Below are 13,225 nucleotides of genomic sequence, written 5' to 3' on the forward strand. Positions count from 1 at the left end.
CTCTACACCGATATTCTGCTCTGATCCGGGGAGAGAGAATCCATGCCTATTGAAATTCTTATGCCTGCACTTTCCCCGACCATGGAGGAAGGCACGCTTTCCAAGTGGCTCAAGAAAGAAGGCGACACGGTTACCTCCGGTGACGTGATCGCTGAAATCGAGACCGACAAGGCAACCATGGAAGTGGAAGCTGTTGACGAGGGTGTTATCGGCAAGATCCTGATCGATGCCGGCACTGAAAACGTCAAGGTCAACACCGCCATTGCCGTTCTGCTGCAGGACGGTGAAAGCGCTGACGCCATTTCTTCTTCCGCACCGAAGAAGGAAGAGCCGAAGGCTGAAGCTGCTGCCTCTGACGCTGCTGGCGGCAAGGCCCGCGAAGCAAGCGACGAGCCATCCGCTGACAAGGAAGCCGCCAAGGTTCCTGCTGCGCCGAAGGTCGAAGTTGCTGCTGATCCGGATATTCCGGCTGGTACCGAATTCGTGTCCACCACCGTTCGCGAAGCACTTCGTGATGCGATGGCTGAAGAAATGCGCTCTGACGAAAAAGTATTCGTCATGGGTGAAGAAGTTGCTGAATACCAGGGTGCCTACAAGATCACCCAGGGTCTTCTGCAGGAATTTGGTGCAAAGCGCGTTATCGATACGCCAATCACTGAACACGGCTTTGCCGGTATCGGCGTTGGTGCCGCGATGACGGGTCTGCGCCCGATCGTCGAGTTCATGACCTTCAACTTCGCGATGCAGGCCATTGACCAGATCGTCAACTCTGCTGCCAAGACACTTTATATGTCTGGTGGTCAGATGGGCGCGCCAATGGTGTTCCGTGGTCCGTCGGGCGCTGCTGCGCGCGTTGGTGCACAGCACTCGCAGTGCTATGCTGCATGGTACAGCCACATTCCGGGCCTCAAGGTCGTCATGCCGTACACGGCTGCTGACGCCAAGGGTCTTCTGAAGGCTGCTATCCGCGACCCGAACCCGGTCATCTTCCTTGAAAACGAAATCCTGTACGGTCAGAGCTTCGACGTTCCGAAGCTGGATGATTTCGTGCTGCCAATCGGCAAGGCACGCATTCACCGCCAGGGTAAGGATGCGACCATCGTTTCCTTCGGTATCGGCATGACCTATGCGGTCAAGGCTGTTGCTGAACTCGAAAAGCTCGGCATCGACGTTGAACTGATCGACCTGCGCACCATCCGTCCGATGGACCTTCCAGCCGTTATCGAATCGGTCAAGAAGACCGGTCGTCTGGTCACCGTTGAAGAAGGCTTCCCGCAGTCGTCGGTTGGTGACTTCATTGCCAACCAGGTTCAGCGCGCTGCATTTGACTATCTGGATGCGCCGATCCTGTCGATTACCGGTAAGGACGTTCCAATGCCTTACGCGGCCAATCTCGAGAAGCTGGCTCTGCCGAACGTTGATGAAGTCGTACAGGCCGTCAAAACCGTCTGCTACAAATAAGGGGAGGGCGTTTCGATGCCTATCAACATTACAATGCCTGCCCTGTCTCCCACGATGGAAGAGGGTAATCTCGCCAAGTGGCTGGTCAAGGAAGGCGACAAGGTTGCTCCCGGCGACGTGATTGCCGAAATCGAAACCGACAAGGCAACCATGGAAGTGGAAGCGGTCGATGAGGGCGTTGTTGCCAAGATCGTGGTTCCAGCTGGAACCGATGCGGTCAAGGTCAATGCACTGATCGCCATTCTTGCCGAAGAAGGTGAAGATGTCGCGGCTGCGGCCAAGGGTGGCGATGCTGCCCCGGCCAAGGCTGAAGCAAAGGCAGAAGCACCGAAGGAAGAAAAATCCGAGGCTGCACCTGCTCCTGCGGCTAACGCAGCACCAGCTGCTGCCGCACCGGCACCTGCTGCCAAGGCTGAAAAGTCTGGCGATCGCGTTTTCGCGTCGCCACTGGCACGCCGTCTGGCCAAGGAAGCTGGTCTTGATCTCTCTGCGGTTTCCGGTTCCGGTCCACGTGGCCGTATCGTGAAGTCGGACATTGAAAAGACCGTTGCCTCCGGTGGTGCAAAGGCTGCTCCAGCCGCTGCTGCTGCCGCTCCGGCACCTGCTGCTGCAAAGGGCATGAGCGACGACGCCGTTCTCAAGCTGTTCGAGCAGGGCTCTTACGAGCTTGTGCCGCATGACGGCATGCGCAAGACCATTGCCAAGCGCCTGCAGGAATCCAAGCAGACCATTCCGCATTTCTACGTGTCGGTGGATTGCGAGCTGGATGCCCTGATGGCACTGCGCGCCCAGCTGAACGCTGCTTCCCCTGAAAAGGACGGCAAGCCAGCCTACAAGCTGTCGGTCAACGACATGGTTATCAAGGCCCTTGCTCTTGCCCTGCGTGACGTTCCGGATGCCAACGTATCCTGGACCGAAACCAACATGGTCAAGCACAAGCATGCTGACGTCGGTGTTGCCGTGTCGATCCCCGGTGGTCTGATCACCCCGATCGTTCGTCAGGCTGAACTCAAGTCGCTGTCTGCCATCTCCAACGAGATGAAGGACCTCGGCAAGCGCGCCAAGGAACGCAAGCTGAAGCCTGAGGAATATCAGGGCGGCACAACTGCCGTGTCCAACATGGGCATGATGGGCGTGAAGAGCTTCTCGGCTGTTGTGAACCCACCACATGCCACCATTCTGGCTGTTGGTGCCGGTGAACAGCGTGCGGTTGTCAAGAATGGCGAGATCAAGATCGCCAATGTCATGACGGTCACACTGTCGACTGACCACCGTTGCGTTGACGGCGCCCTGGGTGCCGAACTGCTCGGTGCCTTCAAGCGCTACATCGAAAACCCGATGGGCATGCTGGTCTAAGAAAATGGCAGGGCCGGAAACCGGAAACGGTTTTCGGCTCGCTGTATTCAGGAGCTGAACGTGACGAAGACCGTTCTTTGCTATGGCGATAGCCTGACCTGGGGGTATGATGCCGTTCATATGGCGCGTCATGCGATGGAAGATCGTTGGCCAACTGTGCTGCAAAAGGCATTGGGCGACGACGTGGTTGTCATCGCTGAAGGGCTGAATGGCCGCACAACAGCCTATGACGATCATCTCTCGGATTGTGACCGCAATGGTGCCCGCACCTTGCCAACGCTGTTGCACAGCCATGGGCCGCTTGATCTCGTCATCATCATGCTTGGCACGAATGATCTGAAACGCGGCCTAGCGGGTGGCGGTTTTGCCGTTGCTGCAACCAGTGGCGTGAAAAAGCTCGTCAGCCTTGTGCGTCATCACGACTGGCATTTCGGTGCGGATGAGCAGCCGGAAATCCTGATTGTTGCGCCACCGCTTGTTTGCGAAACGGCCAATTCTTATTTCGCAGCGATGTATGTCGGTGCGGTCGAGGAATCGAAGATGCTGGCGTCGCTTTACCGCGATCTGGCCGATGAGCAGGAATGCGGCTTCTTTGATGCCGGTTCGGTATCGGTTGCCACACCCATCGACGGTGTGCATCTGGATGCAGAAAATACCCGGGCGCTTGGACGTGGCCTGGAGTCTGTCGTGCGCATGATGCTTGGACTGTGAAAACTGGACTTGAATGCAATTTGATACGTTTTGATCAGGATCAAGGAGCAAATGCAGCGGCTGTTTAGCCTGACCGTATACCTGAAAATGGAGGTTACGGCATGTCGAACACACCGCACCAACTGGCCGAGGAATTTGCTGAATATGTCAGCCTCATGCGCCATCTGCGCGACAGGGATGGACACTTTCACCGGATCAGCACCGCATATGAGGAGCTGAACCGGAAAATTCACCGGGCGGAGACAGATATCGAGCCATGCGATGATTTTCATATGGCCGATATGCGCAAGCGCAGAATGGTTCTGAAAGACGAAATATACGGGATGCTGACAGCGGCCGAGCCAATACCGGAAGATTTCGGACAATAGGCTTCAAGCCCAGGCTTTGCTCCCGACAGAAGGGTGGAATGCGAATGCCTCGCGACCACCTCAAAAATGAAACAAGGAGTGATAGCCTAAAATGTCGAACGCTTATGACGTCATCATTATCGGTTCCGGTCCCGGCGGTTATGTCACTGCCATTCGTGCTGCCCAGCTTGGTTTGAAGACGGCTATTGTCGAGCGCGAGCATCTGGGGGGCATCTGCCTTAACTGGGGCTGCATTCCAACCAAGGCATTGCTGCGCTCTGCCGAGGTGCTTGATAATGCCAACCACGCCAAGAATTACGGCCTGAAGCTGGACGGCACCATCACTGCCGACGTGAAGGAAGTTGTCGCCCGCTCGCGTGGCGTTTCCGCCCGCCTCAACGGTGGCGTTGCTTACCTCATGAAGAAGAACAAGATCGACGTGATCTGGGGCGAAGCCAAGTTGACCAAGCCAAACGAGGTCGTTGTCGGCAAGACCGCAAAGCCTGCCGTTCAGCCGCAGAACCCTGTTCCAAAGGGCGTTCTCGGTGAGGGCACCTACACGGCCAAGCACATCATCGTTGCCACAGGTGCACGTCCGCGCGCGCTGCCAGGCATCGAGCCGGATGGCAAGCTGATCTGGACCTATTTCGAAGCCATGAAGCCAGACTTCATGCCGAAGTCGATTGTTGTGATGGGCTCCGGCGCTATCGGCATCGAATTTGCCTCCTTCTACCGCTCCATGGGCGTTGACGTGACCGTTGTCGAACTGATGGCCAATGTCATGCCGGTCGAAGATGCGGAAATCTCCGCATTCGCCCGCAAGCAGCTTGAAAAGCGTGGCCTGAAGATCATCACCGAAGCCAAGGTTTCCAAGGTCGAAAAGGGTGCAAACTCGATTACGGCGCATGTTGAAACCAAGGATGGCAAGGTTCAGCAGATCACGGCTGACCGTCTGATCTCGGCTGTTGGCGTTCAGGGCAACATCGAAAACCTTGGTCTGGAAGCACTGGGCGTCAAGACCGACCGTGGTTGCGTGGTCATTGACGGTTACGGCAAGACCAACGTGCCGGGCCTCTACGCCATTGGCGACGTTGCCGGTCCTCCAATGCTCGCGCACAAGGCCGAGCATGAAGGCGTGATCTGCATTGAAAAGATTGCCGGTCTGCCGAATGTTCATCCGATGGACAAGAGCAAGATCCCAGGCTGCACCTATTGCAACCCGCAGGTTGCCTCGGTTGGTCTGACGGAAGCCAAGGCGAAAGAACAGGGCCGCGAAATCCGCGTTGGCCGTTATTCCTTCGCTGCCAACGGCAAGGCAATCGCGCTGGGTGAAGACCAGGGCATGATCAAGACCATCTTCGACAAGAAGACCGGTGAGCTGATCGGCGCGCACATGGTTGGCGCAGAAGTGACCGAACTTATCCAGGGCTTCGTGGTGGCGATGAACCTCGAAACCACCGAAGAAGAACTGATGCACACCATCTTCCCGCATCCGACCCTGTCGGAAATGATGAAGGAAAGCGTGCTGGATGCCTATGGTCGCGTTCTGAATGCTTGATTGATATCTGCCGCTCCCTATCTGGAATAGACCCTTGTAGGGAGCGGAACTTTAACGGAGTAAATCATGGAAAGTGTTGGCTGGATTGGCGCAATCATCATTGGCGGACTGGGTGGATGGCTCGCCGGCAAGCTGATGGATATTCGCTTTGGCGTTTTCATGAATATTATTCTGGGCATCGTCGGCTCGGTTGTGGCCATTGCCGTGCTGCGGCAGTTTGATGTTTTCGTGCAGGATAGCCGTCTCGGCTACTTTATCACGGCGTTTCTTGGCGCCAGCCTTCTGCTGTTTGTTGCCAAGCTGGTGCGGCGATAAAACAGGGAATGGCAGGTGGGTTGATGGTGCCTTTCGCACAACATCCCGTCTGAATGCCGTTTATTTTATGCGCTTTCGGAGAAACCTCTTACAGTTTTTCTGGAATTGTTCTAATGAGCCGTAAAACTCGGTGAAAGCAGGTTTTCATGGTCACCATTCTCGACAGAACTTCGTCGGAAGAAAAGCGTATTCGCCACCCGGAAAAGGCGCACAAGCCTGATACCGAGGTTGCGCGCAAACCGGAATGGATTCGCGTCAAGGCGCCGACCTCGAAAGGGTATCTGGAAACGCGCGAACTGGTGCGCTCGCACAAGCTTGTGACAGTATGCGAAGAGGCCGGCTGTCCGAATATTGGTGAGTGCTGGAGCAAGAAACACGCGACCTTCATGATCATGGGTGAAATTTGCACCCGTGCCTGCGCTTTCTGCAACGTGTCAACCGGCAAGCCGAACCCACTTGACCAGAACGAGCCGGAGAACATCGGCAAGGCCGTCAAGCAGATGGGGCTTTCCCACGTTGTCATCACCTCCGTGGACCGTGACGATCTGCCCGATGGTGGCGCTGAACACTTTGAAAAGGTGATCTGGGCCATTCGTGCGGCATCGCCTGGCACAACCATTGAAATCCTGACCCCTGACTTCCTGAAGAAGCCAGGCGCGCTGGAGCGTGTTGTTGCTGCCAAGCCAGATGTCTTCAACCACAATATGGAAACCGTACCGGGCAACTACCTCACGGTTCGTCCGGGTGCACGGTATTTCCACTCCATTCGCCTGTTGCAGCGCGTGAAGGAACTGGACCCGTCCATGTTCACCAAGTCTGGCATCATGGTTGGCCTTGGCGAAGAGCGCAATGAAGTGCTGCAGCTGATGGATGACCTGCGTTCTGCCGATGTGGATTTCATGACCATTGGTCAGTATCTGCAGCCAACCCGCAAGCACCACAAGGTCGAGAAGTTCGTGACACCGGAAGAGTTCAAGTCCTATGAGACTGTGGCTTATTCCAAGGGCTTCCTGATGGTTGCATCCAGCCCGCTGACACGCTCTTCGCACCATGCTGGTGATGATTTTGAGCGGCTGCGTGCTGCCCGTGAGAAGAAGCTTTTGACAGCGGCCGAATAATCCGCTTTGCCTTCAGAAACAGAGACAATAAAAAAGCGCCACGACGGCGCTTTTTTTATGGATTGTCTTGTCTGCAAACATCCGGCTGCCACATCACGGGCGACAGCCGTTCATGGTCATGCGGTGGTTTCTTCTTTGGCTGTCGATTCGCCACGCTTGCGCTTGCGCAGTGTTGGCTTGTTTTCGCGTGCTTCACACTTGGCGACATCGATGAGATAGGCCAAAACGGGCATGCCATTCATGGATGCCAGTTGCTTTGCGGATTCAAGAAGGTTGATGATATTTGAAAAATCGTCCATCGGCTCACTCGGCAGGTCAAACCTGAATTGTTGTTAGGGTAAGTATTCTTCGGATGTCCGATACAGAAACAAGTTGGGAGGCTTGCCTCTTTTGCACCCAAAAGATGTACTCATTGTGGCAAATCAATAGCAATCCTGTAGGCAGGGTTGCAATAGTCAATTTCGGGTAGCTGCATTGAGGGAAGGGGTGCGATGCAGAAAATTGATGAAGCGCAAAAAGCAGCTGACATTATTCGCCAGGCATCCCGCATCATGGTTGTTGGCTGTTCCGGCGGCGGAAAGACGACGCTGTCGCTCAAGCTGGCATCGGCTTTTGAGCTGGAATACCAGTCGATTGATCGTGACATCAGGTGGCTGCCCGGTTGGCAGCAGCGCGACAGAAGTGCACAACATGCCCTGTTGAAAGAGCTGGTAGCGCGTGAACGCTGGGTGATGGACGGCAGCAATCCCTCGACCTTTGACATTCGTCTGCCACGCACTGACATCGTCATCTGGGTGCGCATGCCGCGTCTTGTCTGCCTTATGGGCGTTGCCCGCCGGGTGGCACGCTATTACGGCACGGTCAGGCCTGCGATGGCCGATGGATGCCCTGAACCTTTGCCCGACCGGGATTTCCTTGAATATATCTGGAACTTCGAGAAGAAATACGCGCCGGCGTTCCTGCGCAATTTTGAACGATATGGCCCTGAAGTGCCGATCTTTCAGGTGAAATCACGCCGCGACATGCAAAGGCTTCTTGATATTCTGATGCTCGCAGATTAACTGCGGACTATGCCGCAGTTTGAAACCAGTCGCCCCGTCAAGCATTCCCCTGAACGCATGTATGCCTTGGTTGCCGACGTTGAGCGATATCCCGAATTCCTGCCTCTGTGCGAAGGCCTGACTGTGCGTTCCCGCAAAGAGCGGGATGGCAAGGCGCTGCTGATTGCCGATATGACGGTGGGTTACAAGGCGATCCGCGAAACCTTCACCACGCAGGTTCTGCTGAACGGCAATGATCTGGCCATTGATGTGAAATATCTCGACGGGCCGTTCAAATATCTCGACAATCGCTGGCGTTTCGAGCCGCTGGAAGATGGCGGTTGCTCGGTGCATTTCTTCATCGATTACGAATTCAAAAGCCGCATCCTGAGTGCCGTCATGGGCACGATGTTCGATCGGGCATTCCGCATGTTTGCCGAAGCCTTCGAGGCCCGCGCCGACAAGATTTACGGCACCTGATTATTCCGCTCCGGATACGTCCAGCAGCATTTCCAGTGCCGTTCTGACGGTGGCGAGACGTACCTGGTCACGGCCAATGTCGCCGTAGCGCATTTCCCGGTGCAGGATCGCGCCGTTGCGGCTCATTGCCGCCAGATGCACAAGGCCAACCGGTTTGGTGTCAGAACCACCGCCTGGACCGGCAATGCCGGTGACCGCCACGGAATGGCTGGCGCGCGAGCGAAACAGTGCGCCTTGCGCCATCTGCAAGGCGGTTTCCTTCGATACCGCACCAAATGTCTCAAGCGTTTTGACCTGCACACCAAGCAAGTCGGCCTTGGCTTCATTGGTATAGGTGACAAAACCCCGATCAACGACAGCGGAAGAACCGGCAATGTCGGTCAGTGAGCCGGCGATCAATCCGCCGGTGCAGCTTTCCGCCGTGGCGACCATCTCGCCACGGGCCGTGCCATGGGCAATCAGCTTTTTTGCCAGGTCTTCGATGTCGTTAGGGAAGATGCTCATAACTGCCGGCCTTGATAGACAACGGTCGCAGTGGCGATGGCGGCGATGCCTTCCTTGCGGCCGACAAAACCGATCTTCTCATTGGTGGTTGCCTTGACCGAGCAACGGTCCAGCGTGATTTCGAGGATTTCCGACAGCATTTCGCGCATGGCCTGGCGGTGCGGGCCAATTTTCGGCTCTTCGGCAATCAGCGACACATCAGCATTCATGATCGTGCCGCCATTGCCGCGTACCACCTTGGCTGCGTGTTCGAGGAAGATGCGCGAAGCAGCACCCTTCCACTGCGGATCGGATGGCGGGAAATGGTCGCCAATGTCACCAGCCCCGCAGGTGGCCAAAAGCGCATCGGTCAGTGCGTGCAGGGCAACGTCTGCATCGGAATGGCCTTTAAGCTTCTGGTCATGGGGAATGAACACGCCACACAGCGTTACGCCTTCACCTGGCTCAAGCTGGTGAACATCATACCCGTTACCGGTGCGTACATCCGGCATTGACTGGGTGAGTTTTTCATCGGCCATGGTGATATCCCGTTTCAAAGTCAGTTTAACATTGTCGACCAGCCCTTCGACCAGCTTGACCGGCAGTCCGGCCCATTCGGCAATCGAGGCATCGTCGGTAAAATCATCGCGGCCTGAAAGGGCTGCCTTTTCGTGCGCGTCGCGGATGGCGCGGTAGGCAAAAGCCTGCGGTGTCTGTGCGGCATAAAGCCCGGCGCGTGGTACGGTTTCGGCAATGTGCCCATCGGCCGTGCCACGCTTCAGCGTGTCGGTTACGGCAAGAGCGGGCAGGGCGCAAAGCGCACCTTGCGACAGCGCATTGCTGGTACGCTCAAGCAGCGTGTGGTCAATGAAGGGGCGCACTGCATCATGGATCATGACGTGGGTCAGCTCATCGTCGGAGAAAGCCTGCAGCCCCGCAAGAACGGATTTCTGGCGGGTGGAACCACCAAGAACACAACGGATCTGCTGACCGGCGCCAAGCCGCTCAACGATCGGTGCAATCAGGTCCTTGTCTTCGGGGTGGACAACGATGGTGATCAATGGTGCCTGTTGCCAGGAGAGAAACACACCAAGCGTATGCTCGATAACGGGTTTGCCGCCGATCAACCTGTATTGTTTCGGTCCTTCTTCAGGGGAGCCTGCCCGTTCGCCACGGCCAGCGGCAACAATGATGACGCCGGTTTTCATGCTGCTTTCTCTCTTTTGCAATCATTTCGCATACAGGAATGTTTGCTCGTAAAGGAGTTGACTTGAGCGGTCCAGAGTCTCAAACAACAAAAGGCTTTTTACGCGCCATCCGGCACCTGCCAACTGGTGAGAGTAAAACGTTCATTTGCCCGGTTTTTAAGATCGCGCGTGTCGCCAGAAGGCGCCGCAATCCCTGATCTTTATAAAAGCAGCACATTGCCGTGTGAAAGTGCTTGGCAACTGGACAATATATGTCTAAAAATAATGCAAAACACACATCTGCACGAAAGATCATCAATTGCCCATTCCGGAGTTGTCAGCGCCATTTAACATCGGCTCCGTCACTGTTCGTAATCGGGCTGTGCTTGCGCCTATGTCCGGGGTGACTGACCTGCCGTTTCGGCAGCTTGCCTGGCGCTTCGGTGCCGGCCTTGTTGTGACCGAGATGGTGGCGAGCCGCGAGCTGGTCGCCAACCGTGGTGAATCCTGGGCGCGGCTGCGAAATGCCGGCATGGATCCGCACATTGTGCAGCTGGCCGGGCGTGAAGCGCACTGGATGGCCGAGGCCGCCAAGATCGTTGAAGCCAATGGTGCGGATATCGTCGACATCAATATGGGCTGTCCAGCCAAGAAGGTAACCGGCGGTTATTCCGGCTCTGCGCTGATGCGTGATCCTGATCATGCCCTGACGCTGATTGAGGCCACCGTAAAAGCCGTCAAGGTTCCCGTGACATTGAAGATGCGGCTCGGTTGGGACGAAAACTCGCTCAATGCGCCCGAGATTGCGCGGCGCGCGCAGGATGCCGGTGTGCAGCTGATCACCATTCATGGCCGCACCCGCATGCAGTTTTACGAGGGGCGTGCCGACTGGGATGCCATTCGCGCCGTGCGTGAGGCAATTTCCGTGCCGCTGATTGCCAATGGTGATGTCGAGACAATCGAGGACGCCAAGGAAATTCTGCGCCGGTCTGGAGCCGATGCCGTTATGGCCGGGCGTGGTGCACAGGGCCAGCCATGGCTGCCTGCCGTGCTTGCCGGACATGGCGGACCTGCGCGACAGGATATCGCAGCACTCGCCGTTGAACATTATGAAATGATGCTTGAGTTTTATGGACTTGAGGCAGGGTTGCGCCACGCGCGCAAACATCTTGGCTGGTATCTTGAAAGGTTCGCGCCGCAAATGGCGGGAGAGGACAAGGCAACGATCATGACATCGAAAAATGCAGCGCATGTCACGCAGATCCTGCGTGCTGCTCTGGAAGAAGGCGCGGCAAATTTTGCTGCAAGGAAGGCCGCATGACTAGTCAGGCGAATGATCCGGCAGCCAGCAATGCGCTTGCCATGGCGGTTCTCAATGCCGTTCAAAATCCCGTTGTTCTGGTTGATGCCGAAGGCTTCATTGCCTTTGCCAACTGGGAAGCCGAAGCGTTTTTTGGTGCCAGTGCCGTGCATCTGGCGCGTTACCGCATTTCGACATTCATTCCGTTCGGCAGCCCGCTGCTGGCGCTGATCGAGCAGGTGCGTGAACGTCGCGCGCCTGTCAATGAATATCGCGTTGACCTGAGTTCGCCACGGCTTGGCCAGGAAAAGCTGGTTGACCTTTATGTGGCGCCTGTGGTCAGCGAGCCGGGATCGGTGGTCGTGGTGTTCCAGGAACGCTCGATGGCCGACAAGATCGACCGTCAGTTGACCCACCGCGCTGCCGCGCGTTCGGTGTCCGGCCTTGCCTCGATGCTGGCGCACGAGATCAAGAACCCGCTTTCGGGTATTCGTGGTGCCGCACAGCTTCTTGAAACGTCGGTTGCCGATGAAGACCGGGCGCTGACGCGGCTGATCTGCGATGAAACCGACCGTATCGTGTCGCTGGTCGACCGTATGGAAGTGTTCTCCGACGAACGCCCGGTGGACCGTGTTCCCGTCAATATTCACTCGGTGCTTGATCACGTGAAAGCTGTGGCGAAAGCCGGTTTTGCCCGCAACATCAAGATCAGTGAAAATTACGACCCGTCACTGCCGCCGGTCTACGCCAACCGCGACCAACTGGTTCAGGTGTTCCTCAATCTGGTCAAGAATGCTGCGGAAGCCATCGGCAACCAGCAGGATGGCGAAATCATTCTGACGACGGCCTATCGCCCCGGTATCCGGCTTTCGGTGGCCGGTACACGTGAGCGCATTTCGCTGCCGCTGGAATTCTGTGTGGTGGATAACGGACCGGGCGTACCATCAGACCTTTTGCCGTATCTTTTTGACCCGTTCATCACCACCAAGACCAATGGCTCCGGTCTTGGCCTGGCACTGGTGGCAAAGCTCATCGGTGCGCATGGCGGCATTATTGAATGCGACAGCCAGAATCATCGCACGACATTCCGTGTTCTCATGCCCGTCTCACCTGAGGTAACGCAGGAAGAGCGTACAATTCCGAACCCGACAGGAAATACCCCATGACAGCGACGATCCTTGTGGCCGACGATGACGCGGCCATCCGCACTGTGCTTAATCAGGCTCTCAGCCGGGCCGGTTATGATGTGCGTATTACATCCAATGCCGCAACGCTGTGGCGTTGGGTTTCGGCAGGTGAGGGGGATCTCGTCATTACCGACGTGGTGATGCCTGACGAGAACGCATTTGACCTGTTGCCACGCATCAAGAAGGCTCGTCCGGAACTGCCTGTGCTCGTCATGAGTGCGCAGAATACCTTCATGACTGCCATCAAGGCCTCTGAAAAAGGTGCCTATGACTATCTGCCCAAGCCGTTTGACCTGACCGAACTGATTGCCATTATCGGCCGTGCACTGGCGGAGCCGAAGCGCAAGCCGGCCAAGCTGGATGACGACATGCAGGACGGCATGCCGCTGGTTGGCCGTTCCGCAGCCATGCAGGAAATCTACCGCGTGCTGGCGCGTTTGATGCAGACCGATCTGACGCTGATGATCACCGGTGAATCCGGTACCGGCAAGGAACTGGTGGCACGCGCGCTGCATGATTATGGCAAGCGCCGCAATGGTCCTTTCGTTGCCATCAACATGGCGGCGATCCCGCGTGACCTGATCGAGTCCGAACTGTTCGGTCACGAAAAGGGTGCCTTTACCGGCGCGCAGAACCGTTCGACCGGCCGCTTTGAGCAGGCCGAGGGCGGCACGCTGTTCCT

At 56.5% G+C, this 13,225-nt stretch carries 15 protein-coding genes; 12 read left to right on the forward strand and 3 right to left on the reverse strand.

Going from position 1 to position 13,225, the window contains the following annotated elements:
* Positions 1–42 precede the first annotated feature (42 nt).
* From RT613_RS20405 to lipA, 7 genes are all read left to right on the forward strand, one after another.
* Entirely contained in the window at positions 43–1,461 is a 1,419-nt protein-coding gene (locus RT613_RS20405; RefSeq protein WP_313618213.1) for a pyruvate dehydrogenase complex E1 component subunit beta, read from the forward strand.
* A 15-nt stretch (positions 1,462–1,476) separates the two neighbouring features.
* A complete protein-coding gene (locus RT613_RS20410; RefSeq protein ID WP_313618214.1) occupies positions 1,477–2,817 on the forward strand; it encodes a pyruvate dehydrogenase complex dihydrolipoamide acetyltransferase in 1,341 nt (446 codons plus the stop codon).
* Positions 2,818–2,877: 60 nt separating this feature from the next.
* Positions 2,878–3,528 (forward strand): SGNH/GDSL hydrolase family protein, encoded by a 651-nt coding sequence (locus RT613_RS20415; RefSeq protein WP_313618215.1) that lies wholly within the window; start codon positions 2,878–2,880, stop codon positions 3,526–3,528.
* A 101-nt stretch (positions 3,529–3,629) separates the two neighbouring features.
* Positions 3,630–3,896 carry a YdcH family protein gene (locus RT613_RS20420; RefSeq protein ID WP_313618216.1) on the forward strand — a complete coding sequence of 89 codons (267 nt, stop codon included), beginning with the start codon at positions 3,630–3,632 and terminating at the stop codon, positions 3,894–3,896.
* A gap of 91 nt (positions 3,897–3,987) precedes the next feature.
* The gene (lpdA, locus tag RT613_RS20425) at positions 3,988–5,433 is read left to right on the forward strand and encodes a dihydrolipoyl dehydrogenase (protein ID WP_313618217.1); all 1,446 of its coding nucleotides are present in this window, start codon (positions 3,988–3,990) and stop codon (positions 5,431–5,433) included.
* A gap of 66 nt (positions 5,434–5,499) precedes the next feature.
* On the forward strand, positions 5,500–5,748 hold the full coding sequence (locus RT613_RS20430; RefSeq protein ID WP_313618218.1) for a GlsB/YeaQ/YmgE family stress response membrane protein: 249 nt from the start codon (positions 5,500–5,502) through the stop codon (positions 5,746–5,748).
* A gap of 146 nt (positions 5,749–5,894) precedes the next feature.
* Complete coding sequence (gene lipA, locus RT613_RS20435; RefSeq protein WP_313618219.1) at positions 5,895–6,866, forward strand: lipoyl synthase; 972 nt, start codon at positions 5,895–5,897, stop codon at positions 6,864–6,866.
* A 116-nt stretch (positions 6,867–6,982) separates the two neighbouring features.
* On the opposite strand, the gene RT613_RS20440 is transcribed toward lipA, so the two are convergent.
* Positions 6,983–7,165 (reverse strand): hypothetical protein, encoded by a 183-nt coding sequence (locus RT613_RS20440; protein ID WP_192488726.1) that lies wholly within the window; start codon positions 7,163–7,165, stop codon positions 6,983–6,985.
* A 192-nt stretch (positions 7,166–7,357) separates the two neighbouring features.
* On the opposite strand from RT613_RS20440, the gene RT613_RS20445 reads away from it, so the two are divergent.
* Both RT613_RS20445 and RT613_RS20450 read left to right on the forward strand, forming a co-directional pair.
* Complete coding sequence (locus RT613_RS20445) at positions 7,358–7,927, forward strand: AAA family ATPase (RefSeq protein ID WP_313618220.1); 570 nt, start codon at positions 7,358–7,360, stop codon at positions 7,925–7,927.
* Positions 7,928–7,936: 9 nt separating this feature from the next.
* A complete protein-coding gene (locus RT613_RS20450; protein WP_313618221.1) occupies positions 7,937–8,386 on the forward strand; it encodes a type II toxin-antitoxin system RatA family toxin in 450 nt (149 codons plus the stop codon).
* On the opposite strand, the gene RT613_RS20455 is transcribed toward RT613_RS20450, so the two are convergent.
* The gene (locus RT613_RS20455; RefSeq protein ID WP_313618222.1) at positions 8,387–8,890 is read right to left on the reverse strand and encodes a CinA family protein; all 504 of its coding nucleotides are present in this window, start codon (positions 8,888–8,890) and stop codon (positions 8,387–8,389) included. It lies immediately after the preceding gene.
* Positions 8,887–10,077 carry a bifunctional 2-C-methyl-D-erythritol 4-phosphate cytidylyltransferase/2-C-methyl-D-erythritol 2,4-cyclodiphosphate synthase gene (locus RT613_RS20460; RefSeq protein ID WP_313618223.1) on the reverse strand — a complete coding sequence of 397 codons (1,191 nt, stop codon included), beginning with the start codon at positions 10,075–10,077 and terminating at the stop codon, positions 8,887–8,889. The genes RT613_RS20455 and RT613_RS20460 overlap by 4 nt, the downstream gene beginning before the upstream one ends.
* A 373-nt stretch (positions 10,078–10,450) precedes the next feature.
* On the opposite strand from RT613_RS20460, the gene dusB reads away from it, so the two are divergent.
* The 3 genes from dusB to RT613_RS20475 form a co-directional block, all read left to right on the forward strand.
* Entirely contained in the window at positions 10,451–11,377 is a 927-nt protein-coding gene (gene dusB / locus RT613_RS20465) for a tRNA dihydrouridine synthase DusB (protein ID WP_409558870.1), read from the forward strand.
* Positions 11,374–12,522: a nitrogen regulation protein NR(II) gene (locus RT613_RS20470; RefSeq protein WP_313618224.1), complete on the forward strand. Its 1,149-nt coding sequence runs from the start codon at positions 11,374–11,376 to the stop codon at positions 12,520–12,522. The genes dusB and RT613_RS20470 overlap by 4 nt, the downstream gene beginning before the upstream one ends.
* Positions 12,519–13,225 (forward strand): sigma 54-interacting transcriptional regulator (locus tag RT613_RS20475; protein WP_313618237.1); only part of this gene is annotated, 707 nt, incomplete at its 3' end. The genes RT613_RS20470 and RT613_RS20475, both read left to right, overlap by 4 nt.

The sequence above is a fragment of the Agrobacterium sp. genome, assembly GCF_032092815.1.
GTDB lineage: Bacteria > Pseudomonadota > Alphaproteobacteria > Rhizobiales > Rhizobiaceae > Agrobacterium.